This is a genomic window from Secundilactobacillus angelensis (genome assembly GCF_012641075.1).
Taxonomy (GTDB): domain Bacteria; phylum Bacillota; class Bacilli; order Lactobacillales; family Lactobacillaceae; genus Secundilactobacillus; species Secundilactobacillus angelensis.
The window spans coordinates 15,998-34,494 of sequence record NZ_JAAXLJ010000018.1 but is presented as its reverse complement, the minus strand read 5'-3'; the positions used below and the strand labels follow the sequence as shown (position 1 = coordinate 34,494).

Here is an 18,497-nt window from a genome sequence, read left to right as displayed (position 1 = left end):
TTAGTTACTTTCTATAAGTTACATGATATTATAAAAGTTGGAGGGTAAGTATTATCTATTTGTTATCGTAACTAGGGATTATGTAAAAAGGAGTGGGCTATTTACCATGTCAAAAAATAACTTAAAATCACCATTTATCGAAAAAAAACATCGTGTAAAACTCTACAAGAAAGGTACAGAGTGGGTTGCAATGGGTATGACGCTCGCAACTCTGGCCGGAATCTCATTTGCAACCAGCACTACTGCTCATGCGGCTGGAACAGATAGTGATCCAGTCTCAACAACTAGTCAAACTGTGCCAACAACTCAGTCGAACGGAACAACGGACTCTTCAGATTCCAACGCTGGAAATTCGTCGACAAGTACCCCAACTACAGCTACTGAGCAACCACAATCCACCAGTACAACTGCTCAAACAGCCGCATTAGCAGAACCAACACCTGAACCTGCGCCAGAAGTAGCTACGCAAACGACAAATTCAATCGTCACAACTACCGATCAATCAAATACAGCTTCTACTGATCCTGCCAACACAGGACATACTAATACCTCGCCTAGTGTGGTCACTGGCGATAAAGTTTCCACCAGTTTTGTCACGGGCGGTAGTGATGGTAAAATTCTGCCAACAATTAGCAGTGATACCACAGACTTGACTGACCCGACTACCAAAAATCACGTTAATAACGGCGCGGTTGTAGCTAAGGATGCTGTCGATTTCAATACCGATTTTAGTTTGAACGCTACCGTCAATATTAAATGGGATGCTGCTACTATGGGCAACTGGCTCGGCGGTGATGGTACAGCGGTGTCATTTCAACCTGTCTCTACCTCTGATGCATTAACCAAGGGGCAGACGGGTGGCAAGATGGGCTTAGTTCAAAATGTTCCAGGGACTACTAGCTATATTATCTCAACTGACGCTATCGGCGCCTCACCATCTACTTCGGACGGTATCAAGTATCAGAATCCACACAACGATTGGGTCATTTATCAAGCCGGATCCGACAGTAGTCAAGCCACTGGTGGCGTATACGACACCGGAATCGTTCGACCTGCCGGCACTTCAACTGGGAGTTTAACCTACACTTTCGATGTTAAATACACCGTTGATAACAAACAGTTAGTAACGAATGTTCGTGAAGGCGGCGCTGACGGCACGATTGTCAAAACCTTCACCAAGACAATTGGCGATGATCAAATTGGTCAAAACTACGTCCTTGGTGTCACCGCTGCAACGGCTTCTTCAAAAGCTGCCTACAGTGTCACGATCAATAACTACACCTATGTCCCTGCTGACGCCAAGTTGAACATCACCAGCAACATGCCTGATGTTGCGCAATCAGGCATCAACGGCACAACGGGTCAGGTTATTGCATTTTATCAACCTGGTACAACTGCACCAACCACTGACAATGCAGGTAACGCCGTCTCCGTTGCGTATGCAGTACCAGTTGTACAGGGCTACCACCTTTCCACTTCACAATTCATTACACTGGCTTCAGGTGGTGAAAATAACATTGCCTTAAATTATGTTGGTGACTCAGTGAAAGCTGCTGTTACAATCCCCACTAATAAGGGTGATAAAATTGTTGCCAATGTCTCCGGAACAGTTGGTAAAACAGTCACAGTTTCCGTGCCAAGTATGCAAGGTTACACTTCAGACAAATCAACGGTAACGGCAAATGTCAATTCTGATGGTTCAATCACCGTTGTTACGCCTGATGCTCAAACTGGTGATGCTGGATATGTCACATATACTGGCAATCCAGTTACCGCCGATGTTTCCGTACCTTCTAATAAAGGTGCTCAAACAGTAAAAGGTGTTACTGGTAAGGTCGGCGATACTGTTCAGGTAACCGTCCCTACTTTGGACGGTTACACGCCTGACAAGACCACAGTGGTTGCTACAATCAATCCAAATGGTACGATTACGGTCAATACACCTGATGCTCAGACTGATGATGCCAACTTTGTTACCTACAAGGCAGACACCCAAACATTGAACGTTAAAGTCGGCAATCAAGTTTGGACAACTACTGGACCATCAGACAGTGCAGTTAACTATGATGAAGCGAAAATTACCGCACTGATTCCTAAGGGCTATACCATTGAAGGATCATATACAAAACTGAGCGACCTGTTGAAAGCATATGCCCCAGCTAATTTTGATCATGACACAACTAAGGATCAAAGTTACACTATCTTACTGACACATGCGCTAACCTATCAATCAGAAAATACAACTCGAACCATTCATTTCGTCAATCAAAATGGTGATACAGTTTCGCCGGACGTTGTTCAAACCGTAACCTGGGTTCAGCCGGTAGATGCGGTAACTGGTGAACCCATTGATTCATACTCACCAATGGGTTGGTACACTAGTTTAACTGCACCAACAGTTAGCGGTTACACTGCAGACAACCCAAATGTCACAGAATTGAAGCTGACTAATTCTGATGCACCAGCAAATACTGATGATGTCACTGTCACTTACACCGGTGACCAGCAAACAGTGATCGTTAAAGTTGGTGATAAAACGTGGACTACCACCGGACAATCAGGTGATCCAGTCAACTATGATGTGCCAGCGATTTTAGCCTTGATCCCTGATGGGTACGCAATCGATGGTCAATACGGTCAAACCACATTTGATAACCTTATTGGTGTTGCAAACCATCATTTTGATACGGATACTACCAAGGATCAAACAATCACGGTGCCGTTAGCCGAAAAGCAAATCATTCAAACAGTACAAACAACTCGGACCATCCATTTTGTCGATAGTCATGGCAACACAGTATCACCTGATGTTGTTCAAACTGTGACTTGGACACGACCAGTTGGTGCGGTAACTGGTGACCCAACTGACGCTTACACACCAATGGACTGGTACACAGCGCTTGAATCACCAACAGTCACAGGCTACACACCTAACATCGCTAGTGTAGCTGCCGATTCACCGATGATCACTGATGTTAAACCTGCAAATGCAAAGGATATTACCGTAGTTTATACAGGTAATCAAATTACCGGCAACGTTTCGATTCCAAGCAACCTAGGCCCTCAAACGGTTGACAACGTCACAGGTCAAGTCGGTGAAACAGTCACTGTAAACGTGCCACCAATTGATGGTTACACTGCTGATAAATCAACGGTAGTTGCTACTGTTAATCCAGATGGCACCATTACCGTTAACGCTCCTAAGGCAAAGCCTGGTGATGCCGGTTACGTGACCTATACTGCTAATAGCACTAACGGTGGTAGTACTGGTCAGCCTGGTAACAACGATAATACCGGCGATGCGGACAACATTCCTCAGACTGGTAACGAAACCTTGCCTACTGACAGCACAACACAGCCGGAAAACGTACCAGCAGAAGGTTCAGATAACGGTACAGCCACGACGCCACAAAATGAAACTGGTACAACTCAGGTTGGGAACCAGGCAACCGGCCACAATATGACGGCCACTAACTCGACCGTTTCTACCGGTGCATCATCTGCAACGGGTCAGGCAACAACTACTCAGTTGTCAGAATCAACTACCACTTCTGGCCAATCAACTGCTGAAAACACAGCAAGTGGTCAATTGCCACAAACTAATGAACAATCACAAGAAGTTGCAACGACGAGTCTTCTTGGTTTGATGATGCTTAGTTTACTGGGCTTGTTTGGAATTAGAAGAAAACGAACTGACGAAAAATAACGCAGTAAAGTAAATGCCCACTCCCTCCAGAATTATTTTGTTAACTTGATTAGCTAAAAACTCGAAAGAAGACCAATTCATAAATGAATTGGTCTTCTTTTTGCTGTAAATAGCATCACTGATTATTCACCATTGATTACACACGCCTATGCATCAAGTTGTGCAATTTGCTTCAGAATTGCAAGATACGGTTTTCGATTACCACACGAACAGGCCGACGAAGCCAGCTGATAATAGTGATACGAGAATACCTGAAAGTAACATGTAACCAACATTTTTGGCAACTAAATCGTTCTTTTCCTTGTCCACTAATCCCTTGAAGGCACCGATGATCATACCGGTGGTCCCAAAGTTAGCAAAGGAAGTCAAGAAGACGGTCAACACGGCACGTAAATGAGGCGTGTAGCCATTAATCACGTTCCCAGCGACTTTACCCATGACAACGAATTCGTTAGTCACTAACTTCAAGCCCATGTCTTGGGATAAGATCCAAGCATCGTGAACTGGGAAACCGAGCAGCCAAGCAAACGGGAACATGATAACACCCACGATATGCTCTAAGGAAAGCGGCGCCCAGATCAAGCCTAAAATCTTATCTGCCAAGGCAGCTAGTGCAACGAAGGCAATAACATTAGCCGTAATGATCAAAATCAAGCGGCCGGCACCAAGGATTGAATCACCCAGGTAAGAGAAGAACGGTTCCTTTTTACCCTCGTCTTCGGAACCAACGGTGGCAATAATATCCTCTTCTGGCGCGACCTTCACTGGATTCAGTAAGTTAGTCACAATGATCGCGTTGATAACGTTGATTGGCACGGCGGTCAATACGAACTGACCGGGAACCATCTGCGTGTAGGCCCCAAGGATCGAAGCAGTCACGCAGCTCATGGACATCATGGCTAACGTAACGTTCCGGGTGGCACGCATTTGGCGTAATTGACGACCCGAAATAGCCAGGACTTCGGTGTTACCCAAGAACATCATTTCAATGGCGAAAAATGATTCGAATCTTGGTTGACCAGTGACGTAGGATAAGCCACGGCCGACCCATTTGATGATCCAAGGCAAAACGCCAAAGTAGGTTAAAATATCAAACACTGGAACGATCATCAATACGGGCAGTAAGGCACTGGTAACAAAGTTCATCGACTTTGCTGAACCGCCAAAGGCTGGGGTGACCCAGTTTGGCAGTGCGAAGACGATTCCTTGGTAGGAAACTTCCACCAGCCAGTTGAAACCATCCGCCGCTGCTTTAACGGCGTCTCGGCCAGCTGCGAAACTAGTGAAGAACCAGGATAAAGCTAAGTTTATCAGTAACATAATGGCAATTGAACGCCAGCGAATATCGCTTTTCTTCTTTGAAAATAGGAAGCCGATCACTAAGAAAACAACCAGCCCTACCAGGTTAATCAGGACATACATCTTAATGTACCCCTCTCGATTATTTGTAAGTTTTGATACATTCAGCAACTAAGTCGAAGAACCCTTTACGGTCGATTCCCTTACCTACCTTGGCGTTTGGCGTTTGCTTCAAAACGTTTAATTCATCGCAAACTGTCCGGCCGTAACATGGTCCACGGTTGATATCAACGGTGACGTACATGTCCTGCATCTCAAACAGTGATGGATCAATTAAGTAACCAACAGTGGTAGCGTCATGGATTGGACCGGCTTCAAGACCAAATTCTTCAAACTGGGTCTTCAAGGTAAAACGCATCAAATCACCGAATAACTTACCGGCTTTGTTGCCAATGGCTTCCATCCGTTCGATCACGTCAGGGGTACAAATGGTTTGGTTCGTTAAGTCTAAGCCCATCATGACGATTGGACGACCTGACTTGAAGACCACGTGAGCAGCTTCTGGATCAGCGAAGATGTTAAATTCAGCTGAAGGCGTGAAGTTACCAGTACCGTATGCGCCACCCATTAAGACGATTTCTTTAATCTTAGGGATGATCAGCGGTTCCATCCGCATAGCAGTTGCGATGTTAGTCAATGGACCAGTAGGAACCAAGGTAATATCACCGGCGCTAGCTAATAAGGTATCGATGATGAATTGAACACCGTTTTCCTTTTCAGCACTCCGCTTTAATTCTTCAAAAGTTGGACCATCTAAACCGGTCTTACCATGGACATTACCGGCAACGACTTGTTCGCGGACAAGTGGCTGAGGCATCCCTGGGTAAAGTTTAACGTCCATATCTAATAATTGAGCGACGTTTAAACCGTTATGAACGGTCTTCTTCAAAGTTTGGTTACCGGCAACAATCGTAATACCTAATAAATCGATATCTGGATGTGCGTACGCCATCATCATGGTAATGGCGTCATCGTGACCTGGATCACAGTCGAGAATAATCTTTCTTGCAGTCATGGTAAAAATTCCTCCTAGAGTTTAAATGTAAGGGTCTTGATGTAAGCCCTTACTTACGGATTGAATTATGGCCTGTGAATTGATACACTAAGTATGAGAAATCTCACACTAGGAGAAAAAATGGAAAAAATTGTTGACGATGACTTGAAACAGCAGTTCATGACCCAGTGCCATTATGAGTCCCTATTCGGCTCTGACCTGGCGCAGCACGCGGAATTACTGCACTTCAAAACTCAGGAATACATCGTGAAAAATGGCATTCAACCAGCATATTTATTTTATTTAGTCAAGGGGAAAGCCAAGCTTTATGATTCGCTGGCTAATGGTAAGGACACCCTCATCGACTTCTTCACCCCGCCATGTTTTATCGGGGAAATGGAAATGCTGGACGCCAAAAACGAGCCCTTCGGCGTCCAAGTGATCGATGACTGTTACTGCCTGGCATTGCCCATGGAAAAATACCGTGCCCAACTATTAGCCGACCCCACCTTTTTACAACACGTCTGCATTTACCTGTCGCATAAAAATGCCCGCAATATTAAGACGGCGTCGAGGAATCAGGGTTTCACCCTGTCACAGCGACTGGGGGCCTTCATTTTGCTTACCGAACACAACGGCTACTACAACGAAAAGCACACCCAGGTCGCTGAGTACCTGGGTGTGTCATACCGCCATTTACTGTTCGTCATCGCCGACTTTGTGAAAGCTGGCTACCTCCAAAAAGATCGGCGGGGGTACCGGATTGCGAATCAAAAAGCACTGCAGCGGTTAGCTTGGGAAGTTAATTCTTCGGATAATTAGGCAATATGTTGAGTTGACGCAATATATCACGATTTATATAATCTGTCGCCATAATTTTAGACAAATAAAAAACAGCATATCTTATGATATACTGTTAGGGCAAAGAGTTTCATGGGTGGTGGCGTCAATACGAAAGTAGATGATGCCTATGATTTACAAAATCTACGAAAGATTCAGACTGTGTCAGTTTTTGACGCATTATCGTTGATGATTGCTTTTGCAACGTTAACGATACTGATCGACCGGAGAAACCGTAAATAAGAAGCCACCCCTGTTAACTTTGGCGAGTTGATAGCTGACTTCTTATAGTTGTCTGTCACTAGCCACCGCCTTTGAAGCGGTTTGCAAGGGGATTGGTGCTACAACGCCAGTCCTCTTTTTTATGCTTATATTATAGCATAAGGCGCCCAAATCAGCGAGAGTTTGACTATTTCTATTCTGCCTACCCTTTACGTTGCTGAAAACTTTAGACAAAATCACCAATATGTAACGCTTTTCTCTTAAACCACATAATCCCCAAGTTACCTGTTATAATAACAGTGAAGTTAGTTAACCCCCTATGCCATTTAAAACTTTGAAGGTGAACGTTATGACTCACAAAGCTTCTGGTGCCGACCTCGCTCAGCAGGTCGCTCTTCTGAACATGGTGATTACCAACCAAGTGACCGAAAAGCTGGCACCCTATGAAGTTAACGCGTCGAATTACTTCTATGTGATGAAAGTTGCTGAAAACCCAGGAATCAGTAAAAGTGATTTCAATCATTTAGTCCATTTAAACCACAGCACGATTACTCGGGCGATCAATCAGCTGACCAAAAAAGGCTTGATCAAACAATCCATCGACCCGAAGGATAAACGGGTGACCCAGCTCTATTTAACTGAAAAAGGGATACGGCTCAATCGCGGTATCAAACAGTATATGCAACAGCTTAACACTGAATTAATGACGCGCCTTGCGCCAGATAGCGACACGGTCTTCAATCATATCGTGAAGTTACGTCAATCAATTGAAGCACAACACCCTGAAAAGCTGTAGCAAGCCACTCAAACAAACTTCAAGATTCAAGTGAAAAGTAGTACAAATTAGGTGCAATTGCACTTAGCTTGTGCTACTATTTTGTTGATTGAAATACTTATTTATTTGCATTCACCCAGCGCTTACCAATGATCGACATAGAGGAAAGGCTCATGACAAATAATCGTATTCGCAAAAAGCAACAGAAAAAAGCCATTGAAGCTGCTCGAAAAGGATCACCGCAATCAGTTGGTGAAGCCCTCTCAGGTTATGTAGACAAGAAAACATTTGATTATAAGGATGACTTGACCACTTACTATAACTCATTGACAACAGATTCTAAATAATTGAAAGTTGGATTTGGGAGGTTGGAATATGTTAAAACGATTTGCACTTCCTCATTATTATCACGAAGTAGCTGCCGTAGATTCTCTTCATGACGTGCTGCCCTTCTACCAGATCAGCTCGGAAAAGATTGCGCAGCAACTAGGCATCAGTACGCCGCAGATTTTGAAGCTGCTAGCGCACAAGAATAGTCTCGCACCTAAAGAGATACAGCAGATTGAAAATCTCTGCGGAATGTCTGCGGACTTATTGTTGAAAATTGACGCCGATTATCAGCGAAATTATTTCTAGTGTGATAAAACTCGTTAGATTCCAGAACTTAACGTAAATAATGCCAGCTCCCAAGGACTGTTTCGGGAGTTGGCATTATTTATGTTAAATGACTGGAATCTGAATGGTGGATCATAGTTAAACTAGGCTGAAGTATTGAATAAATGTCCAATTATTAGCGAAATTTTGATTCAGATACTTACTAAATCGGCATCATCCACAACCTCTTTTAGATTACTTAGCAGCTAAGAACGTTTTCGCTGCTGCTAAAGCCTTACCACCGTAAATCACACCAGGACCGCCACTCATCATCATGGCAACTTTGACCGTTTCGTTGATTTCCTCCTCGGTTGCGCCTGCTTTCACTGCATTGTAGACGTGGTCGGTAATGCAGCCTTCGCAGCGAATCGATATTGCAACGGCCACCGCCATCAGTTCTTTGGTTTTAGAATCTAACACGCCATCAGCTACAGCGTCCGCGTGTAACTGACGGAAGCCGGTACCAGCCTCTCCCACTGAAGAAAAAACCTGTTTGTACGACGCGTTAAGTGCGTTCATTTCATCATTGTAATTAACTGTCATTTTAGATACCTCCTATTCCCTACCATTCTACCATAAAACGCTTTCAGACAGATATCGGCAGACCACTAGACATGATTCCGTTAGATTCAAAACCGCGTAACTTTGGTATACTGTATCTAAAGAGATATCCATATTAGAGAATTGAAGGTGTTTTCAGTGACCCAGGGCAATTTATCAGAAATTGATCTTGTTCAACAAATTGCACAATTAAACTTAGCAATTACCAACCATATCAACAATGTATTGGCACCCTTTGAAGTCAATTCATCCAATTATTTCTATGTCATGAAGATCGGTGCCAACCCGGGTATTTCCCAACATGATTTTAACCAACTTGTTCATCTCAATCCTAGTTCGATCACTCGGGCGGTAAACCAACTCATCAAAAAAGGACTCGTTAGAAAATCAACCAGTCCAGTGGATAAACGAGTGACCCAATTATTTTTAACCGAGGAAGGATCAACTATCAACCGTGGTATTGAACGGCATATCAATCACTTGAACGCCTCATTATTAACAGAACTAGAGCCTGATCAAAAAAGGGCCTATCAGACCGTCATCCAGTTACGACAACTGATTGAGCATAAACCTGAGTGACTTTAAAATTTGAGATTATTTCTTAATCGAGCATATTCAGTCCAAGAAGTATCAAAAGTGATCTCGGGATAACCATCCTCAAGCTGATCCATCACTGCTGAGACAAAATTGTCTAACTCACTGCCGAAAGTCTGATCACTACGACTGCCGATATCGTTATCAAAAGACGGCGGCAAAATTTCAAACACACTGGTATTAGAATTTTCTAGCTGAAGCCGCAGACTCTGGGTAAATCCATGCACGGCTTTTTTTGATGCCGTAAAAATAGGTGTGCGGGCACCGGTTGTCATTGTCAAACCAGATGACACATTCATGATAGCGCTTTCTTTATGTCTGGTAATTAGCGCTAATAGAAGTAACGTTAAGTGCAACGGTGCCTCAAAATTCATTGCTAACTCGTGATGGTACCAGTCCCATGACTGCAGATTTTCAAATCTTTTAAGATCTATCCCCCGCTGAATTCCTGCGTTATTAATCAACACATCTAATTGCCAGAAGTTTGACTGAACCCACTTCGCCAGTCGTCGGCGCTCATCAGCATCACTTAAGTCAGCTCTAAACGTTACCAAATCCGGTAATATACTTTTAACTTCATCAAGTTTTTCCTCATTGCTATCCACAACTAATACGGTATTACCTAGTTCAACAAACTTTTGGGACAACGCAAAACCGATACCCGCAGTGCCACCAGTAATTAAAATATGATGATTCGCAAGTTTCATGATCTTAGCCCCCCTTGAAGCTTTTAATATCAAGTGAATGGTAACACAAATTAGGTGCTATTGCACTTAATTCTACTCATTATTTTTTAATTATCTTAATAGTTTGGCGATTTGTAACTTGCTAATAAAATACCCCTAACACTTGTGAATTATACGTTCATTAATGTACAGCTGTGACCTTAACAGATTAAAAGAGTCATTATTACAGCTTTCAACAAACCCACTCTTTAACATGGTTCGACATTATGGAAAATGACATTAGGGAGTGATATTATGATGGCAATAAAATTATTGCAGTCGTACCATACTATAATCTTTTATTTAGATGAGAATTCGTGCCATATTCAAAGGAGGCTCAGAACATGTTAAACCGAATCAACCTAACACGCTATTATCATGAAACTGCGCACTCTGACTCATTACAAGCAATAATGCCCTTCTATCAAATTGGCTTTGACAAAATGGCACAACAGCTTGGTATCAGTACGCAACGGATGTTAGAATTGCTCTCCCATAAACGGCATTTAACCACGATGATGGCTCAGCAAATTGAATGTAGCTCTGGGTTATCCGCTGAGTTGTTATTAAAACTAGATGCTGATTATCAACGAAGTGCAACAAAATTCAGTAGGTGCCAGTAGAGACAAACACAGCGCCATTCCAATGAGAGTGTACGAGTACATTCTTATTGGAATGGCGCTTTTCTAGCTTAATTAACCTCATTAGCCCTACAATTCATTTACCCAAATCATCAACGTTAACTTCACGGCTTAACCATTTTCTTCTTTGTCAAATACCCATCCCTTATCTCATACAGATGATCAGCTGAATCCAGCAATCGCTCATCATGAGTTACCACCACAACGGCTTTATGATGTTGCACGGCCAGGTCTTTCAGCAGACCACCAACGATTGCAACTCGTGGACTATCCAACGCCGCCGTGGGTTCGTCAGCCAAGATAATGGCTGGGTTGGGATAAAGTGCTCGGGCAATAGCCACTCGTTGCTGCTGGCCACCTGACAATTCCCCAGGATATTTATTTAATAATTTTTTGATACCTAATGTATCAAGGACACTATCCAGCTCAGCTTTAGATAAATTTTCTTTAGGTTTCACCTTGTCAACTAGCTTAAACTGATCGGCCACGGTGAGGTAAGGCAGCAAGTGGTAGGCTTGTAAAACGAACCCAATGGAATCAAGCCTCAATGCATCACGTTCCTTTTTAGAACGATCAGTATAGCTGATACCATTGACCTCCACCGTTCCTGAAGTTGGGGTCAATAGCCCACCCGCAATCGTCAAAAAAGTGCTTTTTCCAGATCCAGAAGGTCCCATAATTAAGCTTAAAGTACCCGGTTCGGCTTCAAAGTTCACATCATGTAAAGCCTGAACTTGAGCAGTACCTGTGCCAAAAATTTGATTGACATTTTTTACGGAAAATGAACTCATTACTTTAACCTCCTATCACGGACACTGGGTCAACATTAAGTACGGACTTGATTGGAATCAAGCTACCGATCATCGCCATCACAATTAAACCGATACCCACCCCACTCAAAGCTGGGACGTCAAAAGCAATCGGAACACAACTAGGGATAACCCATGCAGTCACCACGGTCAGTGCGGTTGCAACCACCAAACCGCCAATCACAAGCAAAACTGACTGTGACAACGTAGCTCCTACCAACATTTTGCTTGGTACTCCCTGTGCACGTAACACGGCGTAATTAGGAAGTTTCTGTAATGTCAAAATATACAGAAATACGGCAATAATTATGAGTGAGATCACCATCAAAAAGCCAATCATCATTAGAAACGTCATGTTCTGTGCTTGATAGCCAGGCAGTTTGTCAATAACGTGTTGCTTGGAGTAAGTTTTGGCGCCACTGGTATCGTTGTTATAGTTCGCATTTTGAGAAATGACTGCTGAACCGATTGGCCCTGCGGTGATATTTCGGAGAGTTCGCCAATCACTCATTTGACCATAGACTACTGGCGCGATATTTAACTTCGCATTTTGAGTGAAACCAACAATCTTATAATTTCGGTTATCATCATTAAGTTTAAAAGTGCTGCCCAGTTTGTAGCCTTCAGTTTTAAAAGCTGTATCGACCACTACTTCATGATTATCGTGGACTTTACGGCCAGCAGTCACATCCAGATTTTGATAAATAAATTGACTGGCATTCAGTCCAATAAATATCGCTGACAATTGCTTATGCGAGTCAGCCTTGGCCACTGCCGAAGTTTCCCCAATTAAAGCTTCCTGCTTACTGAGATTACCGACCTGCTTTTTAGTCAAAAACGACTGTCGCATATCCACATTAGCGTTACTGTTTAACGTGATTCGCTTAGCATCCCATGAATTGATGGCATCCGTATTTTGCTGGGCCAAGCCGAGAGCTAAACTCGTCAGCATAAAAATTAAATACCCAATCAAGACAATCATGGAGATGATCAATGCCGACCTGACCTTTTCTTTTTTGATTTCTTTGAGTGCTAAAAACATTGAGTAATGCCCCTTCACTAGTTTACTTTTTTTAGAATCGTGCGCAACTGTTCAATCCGCGGATCCATACTGGTTGGATCCAAGACAATATCTCGGACTGTTTGGTGATAAAGGACTGTCATTGCCCACTGTATTGGACCGCTCCCATCTTCGTGTATCACCGTTGGCCTACTGCCCAAAAATCCTTCATTGTATTGATAATGCAGTTTAACCAATTGACGATATCCCCTCTCCTCCGTTTCGCTAATGAATCTTCGGATTGAGTCCACGTATGCGTTGATATTATCAGCTGTTGGCTGCTCTGGCATCGTCCGATGAATATCGATCATCGCAATCCCAAACTCATAATTGTAAGCATCCGTTAAATCTTCGAAATACTTGTAAAAAGCACCGCGAGCGATATTTGCATTCTTCACGATCCGCGCAACTTGAGCTTCAGCTAAGGGATACTGCGAAAATTCAGTCAGCAAAGCCTGGCGAATCCGACTTTGCTTTTCTGCTGGTAAATTTTTAAAAGTTGATGAAACCATGAATTAATCCCACTTTCTAACGCAAGTGACACCGTGTCACTTAATTTGTAAGATTAGTATAACAGATAGTGACACGATGTCAACATTAATCCAGCGCAATGCTGTTCTTATAGTTAGCAGATTACTTCTTTTTCATCCCGCTAATTACACGTATAAAAAAAACACAGCCGAATACCAGCTGTGTCAAAGATTTCTCAGTAAAATGATGACTCTATTCGTGTCGTTTCCGAAGCTTAATTCCAAATGCGCCAAGGATGCTGACCATCAACATACCGACCAAACTAGCAAAGGTACTTTGTGTATCGTTGGTTTGCGGCAATGCTGCGGTGGTTTTGGCATTATTAGTTTGACTTTCGGTACCTGTCTTTTGGAAGGTTTCGGTAGTCTTCGCTTCACCCTCAGAAACTTCCTGCTTTGGCGTTACCTTCTGGGTCTCTTCCGGTACTACTCCTGGTTGACCAGGTTCCTCCGTATTTTGTGGCGTTTCTGGGGTAGTTGTCGGTGGCGTCTCTGGTGTCGTGGTTGGTGGAGTTTCTGGCGTATTAGTTGGTGGCGTATCATTGCCAGGGTTACCTGGGTTTTCAGGATTCTCTGGTTTGTCACCTAACGTCTTGATTTCCACGAGCTGCGGTTCAGTGGCGCTCAGCTGATTAGCACTCATATAGAAAGTGTTATAAGCAACTAATCCCTTCTCAGTTTTGGATGGAACAGCCAGCTTGTAGGTAATCACCTGTTGACCACCCGGTACAGTGATGCCAGCTGATGGATCTAGATAAATCCAGAAGCCGCTAACCTTTGACCAATCACTAATTTGATCAGCATTCTGCCAGGTTGCAACACTTGGATCAACTCCATTTGCAAGGTCAGTTGAATATTTAACCGTGACTTTATCGTTCCAACCACTCGGTAGAGTAATTGGTCCAGTCAAGCTTGGCGTAAATGTGGACCCCCGCGAATCACTCGTGGTTAGCCCAGTGTCACCCGGTGTTGGTAACCAGTCTACTAGACTGAGATTTTGCAAATCAGCATCGGTATCTGGCTTAGTCAATAGTGAAACCGTGACCGTGTCACCAGAGTATGCATCCGTGGTAATCCCCATCGTGCTTCCATTCGTGACCGTCCCAATAACGTGAACTGTACTTGACTTCAATAGTTTATAAACGGCATTTGCGGAAACCGTTGCCTGCGTTGTATCACCATTTCCATCAAAGTCATAAGCATCCGTTCCAAGCACTGCGAGTTCATTTTGCTCGTTAACTGATGTTGGGACTTGAATGTCCTTTTCAGGTGACATAAAGGTGACACCAAAGGTCAGGGTTGGATCCGCCGTACTACTGATATCGACGTTAAAGCCGACACTGACCGTACTACCAGGGTTCAAATAGCCTTGTTCAGAACTTACTAATTTAACCAGTTGTTGGCCTGTTCCTTGATAATCAGGGTCAACCAACGTAGCGTTAATAAAGCCATTGGCATCTTGAGTGCCTAATGTGACCCCTTTAGGCAATAGCGTATACGACGTGAATGCATCTGAAGTCACCAATCGACTTTGAGAATCTGATGTTAATTGCGCATTAATCGTGACTTGATGTTCCCCTGCAATTAGTTGTGAGCCAACTGGTTTCCCATCCAGCAGCACACTTGCCGTCACAATCTGTGCAGTCCCCTTCGGCTCTGAAGTGACTTCAACGGTACTTGCTAAAAAGCCAAACCGGTCATTTGTTTCGATTCGGCCTGAGTCCTTATCAGCGGTCTGAAGGAAATAGAATTGTGCTGGATAATCTTCTTCCGCAGCATTCTTTTTCAGAACAATAAACTGTGGTAAGAAATCATGTGACAACGTCCCCGTGAAATCCGGCTTAACCGTTGTGGTGAAGTGAACCGGTTCATAAATTCCCAGTGGCGCATATGAACCTGCTGGTAAATTTGAAGTTTGGGTACCATCCGCATTGGTCGTCCAAGCATTATCGCCAGTCAAATCTTCAGCGTTGATGGTTGGCAACTCGCCCTGACCGTCTTTATGATAGTACAGCCAAACCCGCTGAATATCCTTATCTGGATCAAGCCCCATCTGAATCATTTCCGCTCGGGTCACGTTCTCTGATCCATCTATCGCTAAGTTATCGGCAAGTGATTGGTAACTGGTTTCACCTGCATATTGAACCGCCAATGTTACCGTTGGTGCCACTTTAAGATCCTGCATACCATAGTCACTGTAGTAAGTCATGTTCGGCAGGTACTTCGCAGGACTTAGATAAATCGACTGCAGTACTTCGCCCTTATTAATATTCTGTACAATAGCATAGTAGTTATAATCGCCATACAGTTCATGTAGTGTGTCTTGATTCAGTATTCCCAAATAGCCTTCATTGGCCATGTCAAGCCATTTCAGAACAGGGTTGTCTTCAGCAACAACCACCGGATCTAAATTAGTTGTAACATTTTGAGTCGTATCGTAACCACCATTCCCATCGGCAGTTGAAATTTGCCCCATCATGAAGATACTACCCACCTTGGTATAACTTTCAGGGTTATTGTTCGTCACCAATACCGAAGCGGCAGGCAGATTAGCTTTTTTATCCACCTTAGTGCCAGTAATGGTTGTATAGCTAAGTTCAGGAACGTTTGTGACGGTCGTAAAACTCAATGTATCAGGCTTGACTTGAGTGCTAACTTTGACACCATACTTAATGTTTTGTGCCGCCTGTTCCGCGAGCGTCCCCGGTTTAAACGTCCAGGTTAAAGTGGTACTGCCGTCAGCGTTGGTGACTATGTTCGGTGCTGGTAGTTCAATACCACTGCCATTGGTGACGTCTTTGAAAATTAAATTTTTGTCGACGGTATACGTCAAAGTCAATGGTGTGTCAGGATCAAGCAACTCAACCCCCGCTTGAGCGGTGTAAACTTGACCAGCAATTGACCAGTCAATATTATCGCCACTGGCAGCGTATTTTTTAACGGTCCCATCTGGCCCGGTGATGGTTGAGGCAATCGAAGTTTCAGAAGTGGCATCCGTTGCCGTGATCTTCGTCGCTGCCTCACCAGTAACGGTCGTTTGATCATCTGCGGTTAAGACCGTGGTAAATTTTAGTTCATCATCTTTCTTCAGAATCGTTTTATCAGTATTGAGGTTATAAATCACAATCTGATGAATACCAGAGTTGATCGTGCCAAAATCATACGTTAACGAATTTGTGTCCACATCCGCAACCGGTGTAACATCATTGATGGCATAATGGTCTAAGGTATCGGCTGGTTTTGTGCCAGTCGGTAAGCCCACTACGAGTTTGGCATTGTTCAATTCTGTTTTAATTCCAGTAATGTTAACATCCACTGAGAAGACGGCATTACCACCAATTTGCGTTTCACTCTGTGCAGCCTCCGTTTTGACTGAAACCGGAGCCGTGTCCGTAACATCAACTGGATGTTCTGACGCAGCTGCAACGGCTTGTTTTGCTTCCGTTGCGGGTTGTGAAGCGCTTTCATTTTCAGACGTTTCAATTGCCGAATTTTGACTTAATGTGACTGCCTTATTAGCCTCCGCGGTATTCGAACTGGCTGCTTGTTGTGTTGCCGAAGTCGAAACATCGGAATCACTTTCAACGGCACTGCTATTCGTTGCATCCTGGTTAGTACCCTCGGTAGCGGTTTGACTCACTTCCTGTGAAGTCTGTGGAATAGAGTCAGCCTTTGCCAATGTTGGTTGAGTGATAACCATTGCCCCTATAATAGAAACACTCATGAGTGCTGCAGACACCCAAAATTTTCCTGCCTTATAAAGCTTATAATGAATTTTTTTATCCATCGTATCCCTCCTACAAACCCAAAAGACGGACATATAGACCTGAGGATAGTGACCTCTACCCCTTTAGTTTAACATGAGAACACACTTTGTTCAATAAATACTTAACCATTGATAAGCTGAAACTAATGAAAAGACCAATTGATTACGAATTGGTCTTTAAACAATATTTAAGAATTCAAATTTGCCCGATTTAACTTTGCGATGGCAGAAACATAATATCCGATATTTTGCGAACCAAATCTGGATTATAATAAATAATATTACGAAAAAGTAGGTGCTCACCCATGAACTACAACTTAATGCCTGTTAAATACTTCATCGATGTTGTTCAAACTGGCGGTTTCATCTCCGCCGCAAAACGTAATTATGTCTCAGAAACAGCTGTCAGCTCGGCTATTCGTAAACTAGAAGACGAACTGGGACATAAACTGCTGAACCGGAAAGCTGGACAGAATTCTTTGACGCCAGTTGGTGAACTGTTTTACGCACGTGCGGTAGGCGTGATCAACGCCTATAACGAAATTTGGTATCACCCTGATATTCACCCCGAGAAATTGGTCCGTATTCACTTTCTACAAGGACTGGCTGCCGATGCCGTTGAATTTGTTGAACAGTTGCCTAAGTCAACCCACTACAGCTTTGACGAAGAACTCTTAGATACCAGTATCAATCGATTAATCAAGGGTTACTACGATATTTTGATTGGCTTTCAGCTGGCCTTTGCAAATAATGATAAGGTGAAAATTTTTCCGTTAAAAACAATTAATTTCGACTTAATTTTTAACAAGGAAGAAGTCACCCAGAATAAGAATAATTTAAAACGTTTGGCTCAAAATTCAAAACTCTATTTGCAGAATTGGCAATCCACGGGTATTTCAGATATTCAAACCGCCATGATCAACGCCTACGCCAAAGATGGTTGGAACTATTCAGAGACAGTTAACATTAATAGTTTTGCGGCAGCTTGCTTGAATGTTAACTTTAAGGGTGGCTTTGCCATGGTCCCAGAAAATTTTCATATGCCCGAAAATTGTGAAAATATCTACAGATACACCCCTGCTCATTTGAAACAGGCATTCCAAGTTGTCATTGCCACCGAATCACATGCTCCACAGGCATTATTAAAGCTAATTGTGAAATCAATAACTTAAGGTTGTTACTGAAAACTTTTTAATATTAGCGCCTTCTTGTGAATCATATTACAATTAAAGCTGTAAGGAACTTAAATTTATTTGAGAAG

General features: G+C 43.3%; 17 protein-coding genes. 9 read left to right on the top strand and 8 right to left on the bottom strand.

The annotated features are described in order from the left end of the window. Positions 1–106: 106 nt before the first annotated feature. Positions 107–3,706 carry a mucin-binding protein gene (locus HC026_RS09485; RefSeq protein ID WP_168925732.1) on the top strand — a complete coding sequence of 1,200 codons (3,600 nt, stop codon included), beginning with the start codon at positions 107–109 and terminating at the stop codon, positions 3,704–3,706. 198 nt (positions 3,707–3,904) lie between these two features. Here the strand turns inward: HC026_RS09485 and HC026_RS09480 are convergent, their stop codons facing one another. Together HC026_RS09480 and rihB are read right to left on the bottom strand one after the other, a co-directional pair. Further along, the gene (locus tag HC026_RS09480; protein ID WP_168925731.1) at positions 3,905–5,128 is read right to left on the bottom strand and encodes a NupC/NupG family nucleoside CNT transporter; all 1,224 of its coding nucleotides are present in this window, start codon (positions 5,126–5,128) and stop codon (positions 3,905–3,907) included. Between the two features lie 19 nt (positions 5,129–5,147). Next, positions 5,148–6,080, bottom strand: coding sequence for a ribosylpyrimidine nucleosidase (rihB, locus tag HC026_RS09475; protein WP_168925730.1), 933 nt, complete (start codon positions 6,078–6,080; stop codon positions 5,148–5,150). A 120-nt stretch (positions 6,081–6,200) separates the two neighbouring features. Here rihB and yeiL point away from each other — a divergent pair, with 120 nt between their 5' ends. The 5 genes from yeiL (at position 6,201) to HC026_RS09450 (ending at position 8,532) form a co-directional block, all read left to right on the top strand. Continuing rightward, a complete protein-coding gene (gene yeiL, locus HC026_RS09470) occupies positions 6,201–6,881 on the top strand; it encodes a transcriptional regulator YeiL (RefSeq protein ID WP_168925729.1) in 681 nt (226 codons plus the stop codon). Between the two features lie 111 nt (positions 6,882–6,992). Further along, positions 6,993–7,142, top strand: coding sequence for a putative holin-like toxin (locus HC026_RS12990; protein WP_332871181.1), 150 nt, complete (start codon positions 6,993–6,995; stop codon positions 7,140–7,142). A gap of 328 nt (positions 7,143–7,470) precedes the next feature. Next, positions 7,471–7,917 carry a MarR family winged helix-turn-helix transcriptional regulator gene (locus HC026_RS09460; RefSeq protein ID WP_168925727.1) on the top strand — a complete coding sequence of 149 codons (447 nt, stop codon included), beginning with the start codon at positions 7,471–7,473 and terminating at the stop codon, positions 7,915–7,917. Positions 7,918–8,069: 152 nt separating this feature from the next. Next, positions 8,070–8,243: a hypothetical protein gene (locus HC026_RS09455; RefSeq protein WP_168925726.1), complete on the top strand. Its 174-nt coding sequence runs from the start codon at positions 8,070–8,072 to the stop codon at positions 8,241–8,243. A 28-nt stretch (positions 8,244–8,271) separates the two neighbouring features. Continuing rightward, positions 8,272–8,532 carry a hypothetical protein gene (locus HC026_RS09450; RefSeq protein ID WP_168925725.1) on the top strand — a complete coding sequence of 87 codons (261 nt, stop codon included), beginning with the start codon at positions 8,272–8,274 and terminating at the stop codon, positions 8,530–8,532. A 213-nt stretch (positions 8,533–8,745) separates the two neighbouring features. On the opposite strand, the gene HC026_RS09445 is transcribed toward HC026_RS09450, so the two are convergent. Beyond that, positions 8,746–9,093: a carboxymuconolactone decarboxylase family protein gene (locus tag HC026_RS09445; protein ID WP_168925724.1), complete on the bottom strand. Its 348-nt coding sequence runs from the start codon at positions 9,091–9,093 to the stop codon at positions 8,746–8,748. A gap of 156 nt (positions 9,094–9,249) precedes the next feature. On the opposite strand from HC026_RS09445, the gene HC026_RS09440 reads away from it, so the two are divergent. Beyond that, positions 9,250–9,690: a MarR family winged helix-turn-helix transcriptional regulator gene (locus HC026_RS09440; protein WP_168925723.1), complete on the top strand. Its 441-nt coding sequence runs from the start codon at positions 9,250–9,252 to the stop codon at positions 9,688–9,690. 2 nt (positions 9,691–9,692) lie between these two features. Here HC026_RS09440 and HC026_RS09435 read toward each other — a convergent pair whose 3' ends face one another. Further along, positions 9,693–10,412, bottom strand: coding sequence for an SDR family NAD(P)-dependent oxidoreductase (locus HC026_RS09435; RefSeq protein WP_168925722.1), 720 nt, complete (start codon positions 10,410–10,412; stop codon positions 9,693–9,695). Between the two features lie 362 nt (positions 10,413–10,774). Between HC026_RS09435 and HC026_RS09430 the strand changes: the two genes are divergently transcribed. Then, the gene (locus tag HC026_RS09430) at positions 10,775–11,053 is read left to right on the top strand and encodes a helix-turn-helix domain-containing protein (protein WP_168925721.1); all 279 of its coding nucleotides are present in this window, start codon (positions 10,775–10,777) and stop codon (positions 11,051–11,053) included. Between the two features lie 122 nt (positions 11,054–11,175). On the opposite strand, the gene HC026_RS09425 is transcribed toward HC026_RS09430, so the two are convergent. The 4 genes from HC026_RS09425 to HC026_RS09410 all read right to left on the bottom strand — a co-directional run bounded on the left by HC026_RS09425 (position 11,176) and on the right by HC026_RS09410 (position 17,257). After that, complete coding sequence (locus HC026_RS09425; RefSeq protein ID WP_168925720.1) at positions 11,176–11,862, bottom strand: ABC transporter ATP-binding protein; 687 nt, start codon at positions 11,860–11,862, stop codon at positions 11,176–11,178. Positions 11,863–11,866: 4 nt separating this feature from the next. Next, entirely contained in the window at positions 11,867–12,922 is a 1,056-nt protein-coding gene (locus HC026_RS09420) for an ABC transporter permease (protein ID WP_168925719.1), read from the bottom strand. A 17-nt stretch (positions 12,923–12,939) separates the two neighbouring features. Next, complete coding sequence (locus tag HC026_RS09415) at positions 12,940–13,452, bottom strand: TetR/AcrR family transcriptional regulator (protein WP_168925718.1); 513 nt, start codon at positions 13,450–13,452, stop codon at positions 12,940–12,942. Between the two features lie 211 nt (positions 13,453–13,663). Beyond that, on the bottom strand, positions 13,664–17,257 hold the full coding sequence (locus HC026_RS09410; RefSeq protein WP_168925717.1) for a KxYKxGKxW signal peptide domain-containing protein: 3,594 nt from the start codon (positions 17,255–17,257) through the stop codon (positions 13,664–13,666). A 284-nt stretch (positions 17,258–17,541) separates the two neighbouring features. Between HC026_RS09410 and HC026_RS09400 the strand changes: the two genes are divergently transcribed. Further along, positions 17,542–18,408, top strand: coding sequence for a LysR family transcriptional regulator (locus HC026_RS09400; RefSeq protein WP_168925716.1), 867 nt, complete (start codon positions 17,542–17,544; stop codon positions 18,406–18,408). Positions 18,409–18,497: the final 89 nt, after the last annotated feature.

Bases quoted from the DNA above. Each gene is read 5' to 3' on its own strand.
- HC026_RS09485 (WP_168925732.1), top strand. From the start codon at position 107: ATGTCAAAAAATAACTTAAAATCACCATTTATCGAAAAAAAACATCGT.
- HC026_RS09410 (WP_168925717.1), bottom strand. From the start codon at position 17,257: ATGGATAAAAAAATTCATTATAAGCTTTATAAGGCAGGAAAATTTTGG.
- HC026_RS09445 (WP_168925724.1), bottom strand. From the start codon at position 9,093: ATGACAGTTAATTACAATGATGAAATGAACGCACTTAACGCGTCGTAC.
- HC026_RS09450 (WP_168925725.1), top strand. From the start codon at position 8,272: ATGTTAAAACGATTTGCACTTCCTCATTATTATCACGAAGTAGCTGCC.
- HC026_RS09415 (WP_168925718.1), bottom strand. From the start codon at position 13,452: ATGGTTTCATCAACTTTTAAAAATTTACCAGCAGAAAAGCAAAGTCGG.
- HC026_RS09420 (WP_168925719.1), bottom strand. From the start codon at position 12,922: ATGTTTTTAGCACTCAAAGAAATCAAAAAAGAAAAGGTCAGGTCGGCA.
- HC026_RS09435 (WP_168925722.1), bottom strand. From the start codon at position 10,412: ATGAAACTTGCGAATCATCATATTTTAATTACTGGTGGCACTGCGGGT.
- HC026_RS09455 (WP_168925726.1), top strand. From the start codon at position 8,070: ATGACAAATAATCGTATTCGCAAAAAGCAACAGAAAAAAGCCATTGAA.
- HC026_RS09430 (WP_168925721.1), top strand. From the start codon at position 10,775: ATGTTAAACCGAATCAACCTAACACGCTATTATCATGAAACTGCGCAC.
- HC026_RS12990 (WP_332871181.1), top strand. From the start codon at position 6,993: ATGGGTGGTGGCGTCAATACGAAAGTAGATGATGCCTATGATTTACAA.
- HC026_RS09425 (WP_168925720.1), bottom strand. From the start codon at position 11,862: ATGAGTTCATTTTCCGTAAAAAATGTCAATCAAATTTTTGGCACAGGT.
- yeiL (WP_168925729.1), top strand. From the start codon at position 6,201: ATGGAAAAAATTGTTGACGATGACTTGAAACAGCAGTTCATGACCCAG.
- HC026_RS09400 (WP_168925716.1), top strand. From the start codon at position 17,542: ATGAACTACAACTTAATGCCTGTTAAATACTTCATCGATGTTGTTCAA.
- HC026_RS09460 (WP_168925727.1), top strand. From the start codon at position 7,471: ATGACTCACAAAGCTTCTGGTGCCGACCTCGCTCAGCAGGTCGCTCTT.
- HC026_RS09480 (WP_168925731.1), bottom strand. From the start codon at position 5,128: ATGTATGTCCTGATTAACCTGGTAGGGCTGGTTGTTTTCTTAGTGATC.
- rihB (WP_168925730.1), bottom strand. From the start codon at position 6,080: ATGACTGCAAGAAAGATTATTCTCGACTGTGATCCAGGTCACGATGAC.